We start from the raw sequence: 13,936 nt of genomic DNA, 5'->3' as shown, positions 1-13,936 counted from the left end.
GAATTTCATCACCATTGCTAAGGCATTAGGTGGTCTATTCTAGTCGTTGAACCTTCTCCAGAGTTTCCTCCTAGGAGCTTGGCTGCTGATTGCCCAATCTCGTCTTTTTTCGAACCTTCACGTTTACTGTTTCCAGTTGCGTTGTGGTAAGACAAGCTCTAAGGGTTTTCCAGCAATTCACCCAGTAGTAATCGCTAACCGTTACCAGTTAGGACGACTGTGACCTGTTGTGCCTACTACTTAAGCAGCAGCTAAGTCATAATCAACGTCACGGATACGTGATTCTGCAGCAGTTAGGTTTTCTGCTGAGGTGCCTAGGTTGTTGATAGTGTGCTCTAAACGGTTTTGCATAGCACCAAGCAAACTACGACCCTCCGATACAGTTTCAATTTGAGTGTTTATATCAGTAATTGCTGTTTCTGCATTAGTATGGCTATCTAACGTTAGAGTGTTAACACCACTATGAACGCTCTCTAAATCGATTCCAGCTGTAGATAAATCTAATTCCATTGATTGATCAGCATTCGCACCGACTTGTAAATTCAATACTCCGTCTGTTCCAGCTGAACCGTCCAATAAATTCATTTCGTTGAACTGTGTGGTGTCCATAATCCTTTCTATTTCTTTTGACAATTCATCAAATTCATTTTGAAGTGCATCTCTATCAGCTTCAACGTTAGTATCAGAGGCAGCTTGAACTGCTAATTCTCTTTGACGTTGTAAAATTGAATGTACTTCGTTTAGAGCGCCTTCAGCAGTTTGGATGAGAGAAATTCCATCCTGTGAATTTTTTTGGGCCATTTCCAACCCACGAATCTGCCCACGCATCTTCTCAGAAATAGCCAGACCCGCAGCGTCATCTCCAGCTTTGTTGATTCCAAGACCTGAAGAAAGTTTCTCCAATGAACCTTGTACTGCATTTTGGTTTGCTCCTAATTGCCTATGCGCATTAAGAGCAGAAATGTTGTGATTAATAATCATGTTTCCTTACCTCCGTGTTTTTTATTTTACTAGCAAGACCTATCCTTGTGAAATGCTAGTTTGTATAATATCTCCTGGTTTCAGGAGTTATTACCGTCGTAAATCTCTCCACGCACAATATTAAATTCCGGTGGAGCCGTGATTCTGAGCTTGAGAGCGTTTTTTACACTTCCCTCCGCCTTCACCACTTTAATTTCAACTTCTCTTCCTTGATCATCCTGGACAATCACTTTTTCCCCAGGTTTTCTTCCCAACATCAATGCCATGGCAAATCATCCTCCCTGATGACTTATTACTTATATCGGCAGTATTGGAGATTGTTTAACTGTTTTTAATAGAATTTTTTATTTCTATGGATTTTGTTCCATGAAGACGAACAAGGTACGGGGTCAACTTTAATTTCATAGTGTATGTGCCCATTCTATAATTAAATTCGAATATATCCTTATCAACACTTGAAATTTTTAATAAGCTTTATAATAATATAGCTGAGGTGAGAAAAATGCTCTTGAACGATAGGGGAGTAAGAAGTTTATTATTAGATGAACTGGATACGCAATATCACAATGACCCCGACACCAGGATAATAAATGAACTGGGAATTAATAATGGAGAGTCCAGGGTTGATGTAGCTGTAGTTAACGGAATGATACATGGCTATGAAATCAAGAGTGATTTTGATACGTTAGATCGGTTGCCGAGGCAAATTACATACTATAATAAATTATTTGAAAGGATGACAATTGTTACATCGAGAAAATATTATCGACAAATTTGCGACTTAGTACCTAAGTGGTGGGGAATCAAGATAATCAGTCATGATGGAACAAGATTAATTGAAAGAAGAAGGGGGAGGAAGCAATCTAACCAGGATAAAGATAGTTTGCTTCGGTTACTATGGAAAAAAGACCTGGAAGATTTCATTGATGTTATTGGTTATCCGAAGCGTATGAAAAAATTAAAGAAACATCAACTTCTTGAAATTTTTTCAGAAGAAGTTGATATTCCTATAATAAAAAAACATGTATATGAAGCCTTGAAAACCCGTGAAAACTGGAGACCGGATTTATAACTGTCTTGCAGTTAGTTCAATGTGATGATTGATCCCAAATTCAATAGGTTTCACATGGTTATTTATTTCAAGACTGCCTTCAGCGCAATCATGTATGGCTTTATCTCCAAATGAAAATTCTGGATTTTTATATACATCGCTATTAACAATTTCTTCACAGACATCCTGAAATGTCTCAATGCCTTTGTCTTGTAGTAAGGTAGATTTGCCAATATAATATTCGTCTTCAGAGGAATAAAAGATCTTAAGGTAGGTATTATAGTAATTTATCTGGACGTTTTCTAATGGAGCTTTTAATCTAACGGTGTAGTCACCGAATTCTAATTCAGGATAGGCTTTTTTAAATTTGAAATAAGTTTTAATATCATCTCTGCTATTGCTGAGTGAAAAGGCATTGGCTGGTGCTGCATCAGCATTTTCTGGACATGATGTGAGAAGTAAAACAAATTTATCAGCTTTAATCGTAGAAAAGTTCTTAAGAGAAGTCATTATCCTATTTTCATTGATGGAGGAATTATAGAAGTCCAATAGAACAATGAAGTTTTTATTGGTAGCTTGTTTAATGATTTTATCTGTTATTCTTTCAGCTATTATTTCTTCTATGGGGCTATTGAAGTCATGGCACCTTATCCTAATAGCTATTTCTCGCTGCTTGGAATGAAGTAGGGTGTCGATCATCCAGGATGGTGCATCAAAATGCAAACAAGGTATAAAATCCTGCCCGGCCTCTTCCAATTTTTCAATACAATGTTGCACTAAGTTATTTCCACTTTCTGCATCAATTAACTGCTGAACTTCGCCAATCTTCTCAAATGCTGAATGGAAATCGTATATAAAACGAGTTTCACCTGCTTTTTCTGCTGTGTAAGTGCCTAAAGTTCTAAAGGTTGCTTGCCAATCCTCTTGTTTCTTTGCAGGAATCATTTTTGATTCAATAATAGGTGTAATTAGTTTTTTTGTTCCTTCTTTCAAATTGGATAAAGCACCCATTTCTGCATTGGACAATTTCAACACTGGGTAATAAGACATGTAAATCCTCCTTGGTTTTATTTTCTGGTTCAATATACCTATTCGACAAATAAATAAGAATCCCTGCAAAAAATGTAAAATTATAATAATTTCAGTTGCTAATGAAATGGTAATCAATCGACTATGGAATTGATCCTTTTTGCCGGAATGAGGATCTGTTAAGTAAGATCCACCATAAATAAAAAGAAGACTATTAGCAAATAGCGAAATTTGTAGAAATTTGTTGAAATCTCCCCCGCTTTAGTATAAACTTCAAATAATTCATTATTAAAAAAACACAACAGGGGGAAGGAAGACAGAGATGAACATACTTAAAAGATGGGGAATTATTGCTTTTATTCTTTCCATTGGTTTTCTGCTTGCGGCTTGTGCGAGCGAGCCGGAGGAAACGAGTGGGGATGAAGGCAGTGCGGATAATGGGGAAGAAGCAGCTGCCGGGGGAGAAGGCGGCGATTTGATCATTGCCAAGGGAGCTGATGTTGTATCCCTGGATCCGAATGGTTCCAATGATATTTCGTCCTATGATGTGCAGCGGAATATTTTTGAAACACTGGTAAAGCAAAATGAGGATTTGGAGCTTGTACCGGGGCTTGCCACGGAATGGGAAGCAATTGAAGATGATGTATGGGAGTTTCAGCTGCAGAAAGGGGTAACTTTTCACGATGGATCAGAGTTTAATGCGGAGGTAGCGAAAGCAAATATTGAGCGTATCCTGGATCCGGATGTTGGTTCGTCCCAGGCTTCATTGTACGAGATGATAAATGACATTGAAATCGTGGATGATTATACGATCCGGCTGACAACGGATTATCCATTTGCACCACTTCCGGCTCATTTTGCGCACCCTGTAAGCGGTATCGTTTCACTGGAAGTGGTGGAAGAAGATTATGCGGCCATGGAAGACGGTGCAGAACCGGGAACGATCATTAATGAAAACCCGATTGGCACGGGATATTTTAAATTTGAAGAATGGGTTGCAGGTGAATACGTGGATTTATCCAAAAATGAGGATTATTGGAATGGGTCTGCTTTACTGGATACCGTCCGGTTTAAAGTCGTGAATGAAGATTTGACCCGGATTGCCGAACTGAGCACAGGGGAAAGCCATGTGTCAAGCCCGCTCAGCACGTCGGATGTGGACCAGATCGAAACGACGGATGGGGTATCTGTACATGAGCAAAGTATTGTCAGGTACACCTATGTCGGTTTTAATATGGCCCAGGAGCCTTTTGACAATCAGCTCGTTCGCCAGGCAATATCGATGGCGGTGGATCAACAAATGATTATTGACGGCATTTTCGAAGGCTATGGTGTTCCTGCCAATACGCCAATCCCGGTCGATATCGAGGGGCATGACGAAAATGTGGAATACTATGCGCATGACATTGAAGGTGCCAAAGAATTGCTGGCTGAAGCCGGTTATGAAGATGGCTTCTCCACGACGATTTGGACTGATGATGAACGGGAGCAGGTGGATACCGCAGTTAACGTTCAATCCCAATTGCAGGAGATTGGCATTGATGCGGAAGTAGAGGTGCTGGAATGGGGTGCGTACCTCGAGCAGACCGCCAACGGGGAACATGATATGTTTGTCATTGGCTGGACGAGCGGAACGGGGGATCCTGACTATTCCGTTTATTCCCTGTTCCATTCGAACAGTGTCGGGGCACCGGGTAACCGGACGTTCACAGAAAATGAGGAACTGGATGCCCTGCTGGATGAAGCACGTCAAACAACGGATGTGGAAGAGCGCATGGCACTGTACAGTGACATCCAAGAGCTGCTCGTGGACATCGCACCGGCGATTAATATCAGTTATCCGGAATACTTGATGGGTGTGAGTGATAACGTGAAAGGCCTGTCACAGCTGCCGACACAGTATCTGGAATTAAAGGATGTTTATTTGGAGTAGGCTGATTGGAGTGGTGCCTGTCACTCCCCGAATTTTGTCATAATATGTCGAATAAAATAAACACTGCTTCTCTACCGTGATAGGTTGGGGTGCTCTATGGTAACTCACAACTCTTTTACTATGAAGATATAATTAATATACCTGACTTCCAAGACCATGCATAATTACTATATATGCATGGTCTTTTTTATTGCCTGTTTTCATGGGAAGTATAGGCATGCAGGGCACTAGATTTTATTTTGTGTAATTATAATGAAAACGTTGCCTGTGGATGTTGAACCTCAGTCAATGTTGGAGTCTACTAAATAATGAGAGGAAGGTGACCGATTTGCTGAAAGGAATAAACGCAGAAAGAATGGAAGAACGAATGAAAAAGCTGGAGCAGTTTCATGAGCCTGGTACATCATATACGAGGAGATCTTTTACTGCTGCGTATCATAAAGGAAGGGAATTCCTCGCAGAAGAAATGAAAAAATGCAATTTATCCGTTCGCATCGATCCGGCAGGAAATTTAATTGGACGACGAAATGGCAGGGATCCTTCATTACCAACGATAATGATAGGTTCCCATACTGATACGGTCATGAATGGCGGCAGGTATGACGGCATTGCAGGTGTGATGGCTGCCATTGAAATTGCTTGTTCCCTGAATGAAAATGAAATGATGTTAAATCATCCGTTGGAGGTGGTTGATTTTTTAGCGGAAGAGGTTTCGGCTTTTGGAGCGGGCACGATTGGCAGCAGAGGGATGGCTGGGCGCTTAACTTCTGATATACTAAGTCTTCAGGATGCAGAAGGGCGTATCCTTTCTGAAATGATAAAAGAAGCGGGGGGAGAACCACAAAGATTAAACAAACAATTATTAAATAAAGGGGATGTAAAAGCATTTCTGGAAATGCATATTGAACAGGGTCCCGTATTGGAACATGAAAATAAAGATATTGGGGTGGTTACCGGCATATCAGGTATCCGCCGTTATCAGGTGAAAGTTATTGGAAAACAAGGGCACGCGGGAACAGTGCCCCTGAATGGAAGGAAGGATGCCCTTGTGGCAGCATCTAAGATGGCAGTTTGCCTGCGGGAAAAAGTATTGGAATATAAGGTGAATGATGATTCGCTTGTAGGGACAGTTGGTGTGTTTAACAGTTATCCCAATCATGCAAATGTAATACCGGGAGAAGTAGTATTTCAATTTGAGATCAGGGGTTTACAGGAAATCACTATGGAGAAGGTCATTTCCTCGCTAATAACTGAATTTAATGAGACAGCAAAATACGAAGGCTGTGCGGTAGAATACAAAGAACTCACTGTCTCTCAACCTGTAATCTCTGATGATGGCCTGGTTTCCTTGTTGAGAAAGTCAAGTGAACAATTGGGTTATGCTTATAAAAATATGTCCAGCGGAGCAGGGCATGATACCATTCATATGGCAGCGATATCTCCTGTTGCCATGGTTTTTATCCCGTGCAAAGAGGGCTTAAGCCACCACCCTGATGAATTTACAACGATGGAACAAATTAAAAAAGGCACCGAAGTTTTAGGGCATACAATATTGGAATTAGATAAGCTAAAGTAGCTGAAGAACTAAGGTAATATTAGTAATTGGTAAGGGGAAAAGGACCGGGTGAACTGTCCCCGATCCTGTACCTTCTATTATATTGGAAACATCCTAAAGCGTACGGAACACATTCTATCTCCGGATCTGCTTCTATTTGAGATAAATTAACGCTTTCCCATGTCAAAACCTTGCAGAGAGCACTTCAGGATTTGCTATTTGCCTGATCTCCCCACCGTTTAGCGCATCGATAAAATTTATAGCTACAGCCTCACCGGATTTTTTGGCTGCTTCCAAAGTTAAACCACCAATATGAGGTGTTAACACAACATTATCCAGGTTGAACAAAGGATGCTCCTTAGCAGGCGGTTCCTCCGTATATACATCAAGTCCGGCTCCGGCAATCTTTTTCTCCTTCAAAGAATGGTATAAATCATCTTCATTAATAATGGCACCACGGGCTGTGTTAATAATATAAGATGTCGGTTTCATGAGACTTAATAGACTTTCGTTGACGAGCCCCTCTGTTGCATCATTTAACGGAATATGAAGGGAAATGATATCGCATTCTGAAAAAATATCCTCGAGGTTCGTTGTCAGTTTGACTCCGAGCGACTCGGCCTTTACTTTTTTTTGCTCATCGATGTCGCGGACATAACTGTAAACCTCCATTTGCAGACCGAGACTGCAAATACGGGCAACTTCCTGCGCAATATGACCAAAACCAGCCAGTCCCAGTTTTTTCTGTTTTAATTCAAATGGAGTTACCTGGCTGCGAATGGAAAAATTCCCATTTTTCATATGATGATCATAAGGGATCACTTTTTTTGTAAGTGCGAAAATCAAACCAACTGCATGTTCTGCTGTAGAGATATGGTTGATTTTCGGAGCGTGCAATACGGGAATTCCTTTTTCAGTGGCAGCTGCCACATCAATATTATCGTAACCGTTTCCAGTTCCGCTTATTACTTTTACCCGATGTGCAACATTTAATATTTCAGCTGTAATGCGGGCAGGGCCACGTACAATGATGCCATCCACATCCTGTACCAGTTCCTTTAAATGATCAGGATTATAATTCATTGTTTTGATCACTTCCACATGTGATCTTAAAATTTCTTCGCCATCAGGGTGGTGCATGTCCAGTATTTGCAGTATTTTCATTCTTATCACCTTCCTTAGTTTCATCAGAAACGGGAGAGTTGTTCTTAATTCAGAAATACCTTTACTGTTGGGTCAATATGAATATCCAATAAAACCGGATTTTTCTGTCCAAAGGATGTTTTCAGTGCTTCATGTAGTTGTTCCCGTGTCGTTACTGTATGTGCTTCTATACCAAAACCTTTTGCCACACTTGAAAAGTCAACGGCCGGCTCGTTCAGGTCCATGCCCGGAAAAAACTGTTTCTTTGCAGACTCTCCGCCGATTTTCACCAGACCACCTTTTAAAATCATATAGCTTTGGTTATTAAGCACGAAGAAAATAATTGGTAAATTAAATTTAGCTGCACCCCACAGGGACTGGATATAATACAAACTGGAACCATCTCCAATGACATTCACTACTCTTTTGTCCGGCCGGCCAAGTTGCGCACCAAGGGAAGCAGGCATTCCGTAGCCAAGCCCGCCGCCTTTTAAAGCAATCAGGCTGTTCGGTTGCTTCAGTTGTAAATATTCATGAACATATTTTCCCGAGGTGACGGATTCATCCACGATGAACGCTTCCTCAGGCAAATAATCATTCAGTGTGTGCACAGCTTCCACTGCAGTCAAAACTTCATTGTTTTGGGCATCCTCTATTTCCTGATGACGTCTTTTTAGTCTTTCTTCATGGTTTGTCAGCGTTCTCATTTTATTTTTTTCAAATTGTTGTTGTGCCGATTCGGTAAGTTGAGCATTAGTTTTGTCCACCACTTCCTGCAGGATGGTTTTAATATGGCCGAGAATAGGGACATCGACGTGCATATTTTTTCCGATTTCCCATTCACTGTTGTCGATGGCAAATATTTTTTGCGATTCGATCAATGGTTGATCAAAATACAGTAACGGAGCTTGACTGATCACCCCAATGAAAAGCACGGCATCCGCTTCCTCCAGCGCATTTTTAATAAATGAACCGTTTGGCAAACATCTGCCAGCAAATTGCTGATGGGCATATGGGAAGTTCAAAGATGAACTCTGGTGTTCAACATACACTTTGGAACCAATCAATTCTGCCAGTTCCACAAGTTCCTCTACTGCTCCGGTGTGTGCAACACGGTCCCCTGCAACAATAACAGGATTCTCCGCTTTTCTTAACGTGTTTACCGTTTCCTGAATGGCGTTGGCATCCCCTCGAATTTCCGGTGCAATGGTAGTGAGAGGTATTGGCTCTGTGTCCACTTCCTCCCATAAAATATCTGATGGAAGAGAGATGAACACCGGCCCCATCGGATGTGTCGTAGCTACTTTGAAAGCTCTGTGCAGCACTTTCGGAAGTTCTTTTACATTTTTCACTTCCCAGCTCCATTTCGTATAATCTTTAATCATGGGAACCATATCTCCCCATAAGGCAGGTTCTTCAAGGGCCAGTCTGGTATCCTGCTGACCGGCGGTTACAATTAAAGGTACGCCGGCCCGGTATGCATTATAAATATTTCCAAGTCCGTGGGCCAGACCAGGAGCAGCATGCAGGTTTACAACCCCAGGCTTACCGGTAGCCTGTGCATATCCTGCTGCCATTCCCACACAAATATCCTCATGTAAGGAGACGATAAATTCAATTTCGGGATAATTAACCAGCCCGTCCATTAATGGTAATTCGGTTGTACCCGGGTTACCAAATAAATAGTCTACTTCATACTTACGAAACGCTTCCAATACTAAATCTCTGCCTAACAAGATGAAACACCTCTTTTTAATTATTTTGTTTATTGAAAATCATATATGATGTCATATATTATAACGGAAAGAAAAGAATAATAAAACAATTTTATAAAAAAATAATTTTTTTATTAAAGAATATTGAAATAATATACAAAATAATATATGATTTGATATATGAAAAGTAAAATGAATAAGCAAGAAGTCGCGTACAACTTTATAAGAACACGAATTATGGATGGGTTATACTCGCCCGGCCAACGTCTGGTTATCGATCAGATTGCAAGAGAGCTCTCTTCAAGCCCTATACCTGTAAGGGAAGCAATACGAAGATTGGAGGCGGATGGGTTAGTAGTACTTAAGCCGTATACAGGGGCAGTAGTCAGTGTGATTGATGAAGAAGAGTACGTTGAGACGATGTATGTCATGGCCGTAATGGAAGGGTATGCAACTGCATTAAGTGCAACCTATTTTCCGGAGAGTGAATTGGAAACGTTAAATCATTTGAATAACAAAATGAAAGAAGCAATGGAAGACTTTGATTTTTATCAAGTGGGAGAGTGGAATCGCCATTTTCATGATTACTTAATCTCTTATTGCAATAATAAGACATTATTAAAACAAGTCCGCCAGATTTGGAAGAACTTAAATACAATCCGACGTATGGGCGTTTCTTTTTATCCCTCCCGCGTGAAAGAAAGTTTTGATGATCATGAGGAGATTATCAGACTGATCAAAGAAGAGAGAAATGATTTTCATAAAATTGAGCAGTTTGTGCGGGTTCATCATATGAATTCTGTCGAAGCATACAAAACAAATAAAGAAAGATCAAGAAGTACAGTTAATGAGCAGAAAAATTGAGAATAAAAAGGGGTAAACATATGCAATATCAATCTAAAATCATCTCTGAAATTCCACCGTATAAATTTGCAGAAATTCAGAAGCAGAAAGCAGATATGCTTGAGGAAGGAATTGACGTAATTGATTTGGGGGTGGGGGACCCTGACTTGCCGACGCCACAGCATATCGTGGACAAGCTTATTGAAGAGGTAAAAGACCCTCGCAATCTGAAATATCCGAGTTTCATTGGATGCCAGGAATTCAGGGAAGCCGTGGCCAACTTTTATGCTCAGCAGTATAGGGTTGACCTGGATCCGGAAACAGAAGTGCTTGCATTGATAGGGTCGAAAGAGGGGATCGCACACATGATTCCTTCCATTATCAATCCAGGAGAATACGTACTCATCCCGGATCCGAGCTATCCTGTATATCGAATGGGAACCCATCTGGCGCATGGCCATTATCATGAAATGCCTTTGAAGGAAGAGAACGGGTTCAAGCCGGTATTTGAAGATATTCCACCTGAAGTGTTAAAGCAGGGCAGACTCATGTTTTTAAACTATCCGGGCAATCCGACTTCTGCTGTTGTTGACTTGTCCTTTTACGAAAAAGCTGTTTCATTTGTCCGTTCAAACGATTTGGTACTGGTTAATGATTCCGCTTACAACATGATTACTTTTGATGGCTATAAAGCACCGAGCCTCATGGAAGTGGATGGTGCCAAAGAAATTGGAGTAGAGGTTGGTTCCCTTTCCAAAACATATAACATGACCGGGTTTCGTATTGGGTACGTGGTTGGAAACAAACATATACTTAAATCTCTTTCAGTCTATAAAAGCAATACAGATACCGGTGTCTTTACACCCATACAGAAAGCAGCTGCCCATGCACTGAATAGTGACCAGGGGTCCGTGGCCAAGAACAATACTATTTATAAAGAACGCATGGAAGCAACAGTGAAAGGGTTAAAGAGTATAGGGATAGATGCTGAAGTTCCAAAAGGCAGCTTTTTCATTTGGGCACCTGTACCTGAAGGGTATACTTCTCATTCCTTTGCTGCCACAGTACTGGAACAGACCGGTGTGATTGTGACACCAGGCCACATATTTGGATCCTCCGGGGAAGGGTATTTCCGCATGTCCATGTCCGTACCGAATGAACGACTGTTTGAAGCGATCAATCGAATGAAAACCAATTTATCTATATAAACAAAAAATCCTGATATAAGGAGGAAGTGCTTTGGAGATTTCGAAGACTACTTTAGTTCCAAATGAGATTTTAGAAGAAGTGATTGAGTGGAGAAGATATTTACATCAATATCCGGAGTTATCCTTTGAAGAAGAGAAGACCTCCCAGTTTATTTATGAAACATTACAATCTTTTGGTCATCTGGAAGTTTCCCGGCCAACGAAAACTAGTGTTATGGCGCGGTTAATCGGAGATAAAAAAGGAAAGGTAATCGCCATCCGGGCAGATATAGATGCTTTACCAATAGAAGAAGAAAACTCTTTTGCATTTAAATCTAAAATCCCCGGAAAAATGCATGCTTGTGGACATGATGGTCATACTGCAATGCTTTTAGGGACAGCCAAAATATTAGCTGCACAAAAACACCATATAGCTGGAGAAATCCGTTTTATCTTCCAACATGCAGAGGAATTTTCTCCTGGAGGAGCGCGGGAAATGGTGGCTGCTGGCGTCATGGAAGGGGTTAATGCGGTAATTGGTGCCCATTTATGGTCACCGTTGCCAGTCGGAAAAATTGGGGTGGCTTATGGACCTATGATGGCTTCACCGGATACGTTCTACATTACCATTTATGGAGAAGGCGGTCACGCAGCGCTTCCGCATGAAACAGTTGATTCGATTGCAATAGGGGCACAAGTGGTCACAAATATTCAGCATGTCGTTTCCAGAAATACCGACCCGCTTGATAATCTTGTTGTTTCTATTTCTGAATTTATCGGCGGCTACCGGCGAAATGTAATTCCCGGATCTGTAAAGCTGACAGGACAAATTCGCAGTTTTGACCCCCAATTGAGGGAATCAGTTCCCCAGAAGATAGAGCAAATTGTAAAAGGGATCACAGAAGCGCATGGAGCCACTTTTGACATTGAATATTTGAGGGGATACAGACCGGTTATTAATGATGATGGTGTTACAAAGATCGTAGAAGATACTGCCCGGGAAGTTTTCGGAGAGAAGGATGTGGATCAGATTAAACCTGTGATGGGTGCCGAAGACTTTTCAGCTTATCAGCAACAAGCTCCAGGTTGTTTCTTTTTTGTCGGAGCAGGAAATCAGGAGAAAGGTATTGTCTATCCGCACCATCATCCCAAATTTACGATCGATGAAGATGCATTGAAACAGGGTATGCAAATGTTTATCCATTGTGCTCACAAGTTACTCAAGGATTAGATTGCAAGGGTGTGGAAGTCATATACGACATCCAGGAATCAGCAGATATGGATATATTTGTAAACGTTTACTTGAAGGGAGTGATGCTCTTATTATTTTCTAAATCATTCATGAAAGCTTATGGGAGAAAGATAAAAAAATATTATCTGAATAAACAGATTATATTAATATAATTTATTATGAGGAGGAGAATTATGAGTAAAAAACTACAGATGCTTGGGTTTGTGTTATTCGTTTCTATATTGGTGCTGGCAGCGTGTGGAGGAGAAGAGGAGACCGCTGCAGATCCAGATGATGAAGCAAATGGTGAAAGTTCTGGTTATAGTGGTGAATCTTATCAATGGTCTATTGGATATAACACAGGAGAAGGAACAGTCCGTGATGTTGCTTCCCGCAGATTTGCCGAGATAGTGGAAGAAGAAACAGATGGCCAGGTTACATTTGAATTTTTTCCGGATGAAGTATTAGGTTCAGAACAGGAGATGGCTGAGCAGGTACAAACAGGAGCACTCGAGTTTCAGGCAATGGGCGGCGGCATGATGAGTAATGAAATCCCTGAATTCGGGGTCCCGGGACTGCCGTTCTTATTGGAAGACTATGAAGAAGCATATGCACTTCTCGATGGTCCATTGGGACAAAAATGGGCGGACATGGGAGAAGATCATGGAATAAAAGTGTTAGCTCACCTTGATTCAGGCTTTGCACATGTTACGACCAATGGTAATCCGATTCATGAGCCAAGTGATTTTGAAGGTTTAACGATGAGGGCACCAAATGGTCCTCAATATATCGAACCTTTCAGGGCTTTTGGCGCTTCTGTATCGACGATGCCATTTACTGAAGTATATTTGGGACTGGAGCAGGGAGTGGTAGACGGACAGTTTAACCCGCTGGACCCAATCCATTCTTCCAGTATGCATGAAGTGCAGGATTATTTGGCTTTGACCAACATTCTATATTACCATAACAAATTTATTGTGAATGTGGAGCTTTGGAACAGTTTGGATGCAGAGTTACAGGAAATTATTGAAGAAGCTGCAGATATTGCACAGGAAGAGTCCCGTGAATTCACCCAGGGAATAGAGGAGGAAATGCTTGAAGAGCTTGAACCTCATTTTGAGGAGATTACAGAGCCGGACCTGGCCCCGTTTCAGGAAGCATTAGAGCCACTCTATGAAAATGAATTTCCTGAATTATTTGGTGAAGAAGCAGTTGCAGAGGCAATGGAATGGTTGGAAGAGTATCGTGAAAATAAATAGTAGAAATAT

At 41.1% G+C, this 13,936-nt stretch carries 12 protein-coding genes; 7 read left to right on the top strand and 5 right to left on the bottom strand.

Annotation, left to right across the window (positions count from 1 at the left end; genetic code table 11):
• Positions 1-240 precede the first annotated feature (240 nt).
• Both ACZ42C_RS10330 and ACZ42C_RS10325 read right to left on the bottom strand, forming a co-directional pair.
• Positions 241-981 (bottom strand): flagellin N-terminal helical domain-containing protein, encoded by a 741-nt coding sequence (locus tag ACZ42C_RS10330; RefSeq protein ID WP_461180374.1) that lies wholly within the window; start codon positions 979-981, stop codon positions 241-243.
• Between the two features lie 80 nt (positions 982-1,061).
• On the bottom strand, positions 1,062-1,247 hold the full coding sequence (locus ACZ42C_RS10325) for a carbon storage regulator (RefSeq protein WP_461180375.1): 186 nt from the start codon (positions 1,245-1,247) through the stop codon (positions 1,062-1,064).
• A gap of 242 nt (positions 1,248-1,489) precedes the next feature.
• On the opposite strand from ACZ42C_RS10325, the gene ACZ42C_RS10320 reads away from it, so the two are divergent.
• The gene (locus ACZ42C_RS10320; protein WP_461180376.1) at positions 1,490-2,053 is read left to right on the top strand and encodes a sce7726 family protein; all 564 of its coding nucleotides are present in this window, start codon (positions 1,490-1,492) and stop codon (positions 2,051-2,053) included.
• On the opposite strand, the gene ACZ42C_RS10315 is transcribed toward ACZ42C_RS10320, so the two are convergent.
• A complete protein-coding gene (locus ACZ42C_RS10315; protein WP_461180377.1) occupies positions 2,048-3,082 on the bottom strand; it encodes a beta family protein in 1,035 nt (344 codons plus the stop codon). The two genes, ACZ42C_RS10320 and ACZ42C_RS10315, sit on opposite strands and share 6 nt — an antisense overlap.
• A 301-nt stretch (positions 3,083-3,383) precedes the next feature.
• Here ACZ42C_RS10315 and ACZ42C_RS10310 point away from each other — a divergent pair, with 301 nt between their 5' ends.
• Positions 3,384-4,994, top strand: coding sequence for a glutathione ABC transporter substrate-binding protein (locus ACZ42C_RS10310; RefSeq protein ID WP_461180378.1), 1,611 nt, complete (start codon positions 3,384-3,386; stop codon positions 4,992-4,994).
• 328 nt (positions 4,995-5,322) lie between these two features.
• On the top strand, positions 5,323-6,570 hold the full coding sequence (locus ACZ42C_RS10305; protein WP_461180379.1) for a Zn-dependent hydrolase: 1,248 nt from the start codon (positions 5,323-5,325) through the stop codon (positions 6,568-6,570).
• 162 nt (positions 6,571-6,732) lie between these two features.
• On the opposite strand, the gene ACZ42C_RS10300 is transcribed toward ACZ42C_RS10305, so the two are convergent.
• Positions 6,733-7,713: a hydroxyacid dehydrogenase gene (locus ACZ42C_RS10300; protein WP_461180380.1), complete on the bottom strand. Its 981-nt coding sequence runs from the start codon at positions 7,711-7,713 to the stop codon at positions 6,733-6,735.
• 44 nt (positions 7,714-7,757) lie between these two features.
• On the bottom strand, positions 7,758-9,428 hold the full coding sequence (locus ACZ42C_RS10295) for a thiamine pyrophosphate-binding protein (RefSeq protein ID WP_461180381.1): 1,671 nt from the start codon (positions 9,426-9,428) through the stop codon (positions 7,758-7,760).
• A gap of 171 nt (positions 9,429-9,599) precedes the next feature.
• On the opposite strand from ACZ42C_RS10295, the gene ACZ42C_RS10290 reads away from it, so the two are divergent.
• The 4 genes from ACZ42C_RS10290 (at position 9,600) to ACZ42C_RS10275 (ending at position 13,927) form a co-directional block, all read left to right on the top strand.
• Entirely contained in the window at positions 9,600-10,271 is a 672-nt protein-coding gene (locus ACZ42C_RS10290) for a GntR family transcriptional regulator (RefSeq protein ID WP_461180382.1), read from the top strand.
• Between the two features lie 20 nt (positions 10,272-10,291).
• The gene (locus ACZ42C_RS10285) at positions 10,292-11,458 is read left to right on the top strand and encodes an LL-diaminopimelate aminotransferase (protein ID WP_461180383.1); all 1,167 of its coding nucleotides are present in this window, start codon (positions 10,292-10,294) and stop codon (positions 11,456-11,458) included.
• 31 nt (positions 11,459-11,489) lie between these two features.
• Entirely contained in the window at positions 11,490-12,668 is a 1,179-nt protein-coding gene (locus tag ACZ42C_RS10280; protein ID WP_461180384.1) for a M20 family metallopeptidase, read from the top strand.
• A gap of 194 nt (positions 12,669-12,862) precedes the next feature.
• Complete coding sequence (locus ACZ42C_RS10275; protein WP_461180385.1) at positions 12,863-13,927, top strand: TRAP transporter substrate-binding protein; 1,065 nt, start codon at positions 12,863-12,865, stop codon at positions 13,925-13,927.
• Positions 13,928-13,936: the final 9 nt, after the last annotated feature.

It is taken from the genome of Virgibacillus kimchii (genome assembly GCF_055379185.1).
This window is presented reverse-complemented; position numbering and strand designations above follow the sequence as displayed.

Excerpts from the sequence above, each read along its gene's own strand:
- ACZ42C_RS10325 (WP_461180375.1), bottom strand. The coding sequence starts at position 1,247 with ATGGCATTGATGTTGGGAAGAAAACCTGGGGAAAAAGTGATTGTCCAG.
- ACZ42C_RS10330 (WP_461180374.1), bottom strand. The coding sequence starts at position 981 with ATGATTATTAATCACAACATTTCTGCTCTTAATGCGCATAGGCAATTA.
- ACZ42C_RS10275 (WP_461180385.1), top strand. The coding sequence starts at position 12,863 with ATGAGTAAAAAACTACAGATGCTTGGGTTTGTGTTATTCGTTTCTATA.
- ACZ42C_RS10310 (WP_461180378.1), top strand. The coding sequence starts at position 3,384 with ATGAACATACTTAAAAGATGGGGAATTATTGCTTTTATTCTTTCCATT.
- ACZ42C_RS10290 (WP_461180382.1), top strand. The coding sequence starts at position 9,600 with ATGAATAAGCAAGAAGTCGCGTACAACTTTATAAGAACACGAATTATG.
- ACZ42C_RS10300 (WP_461180380.1), bottom strand. The coding sequence starts at position 7,713 with ATGAAAATACTGCAAATACTGGACATGCACCACCCTGATGGCGAAGAA.
- ACZ42C_RS10315 (WP_461180377.1), bottom strand. The coding sequence starts at position 3,082 with ATGTCTTATTACCCAGTGTTGAAATTGTCCAATGCAGAAATGGGTGCT.
- ACZ42C_RS10285 (WP_461180383.1), top strand. The coding sequence starts at position 10,292 with ATGCAATATCAATCTAAAATCATCTCTGAAATTCCACCGTATAAATTT.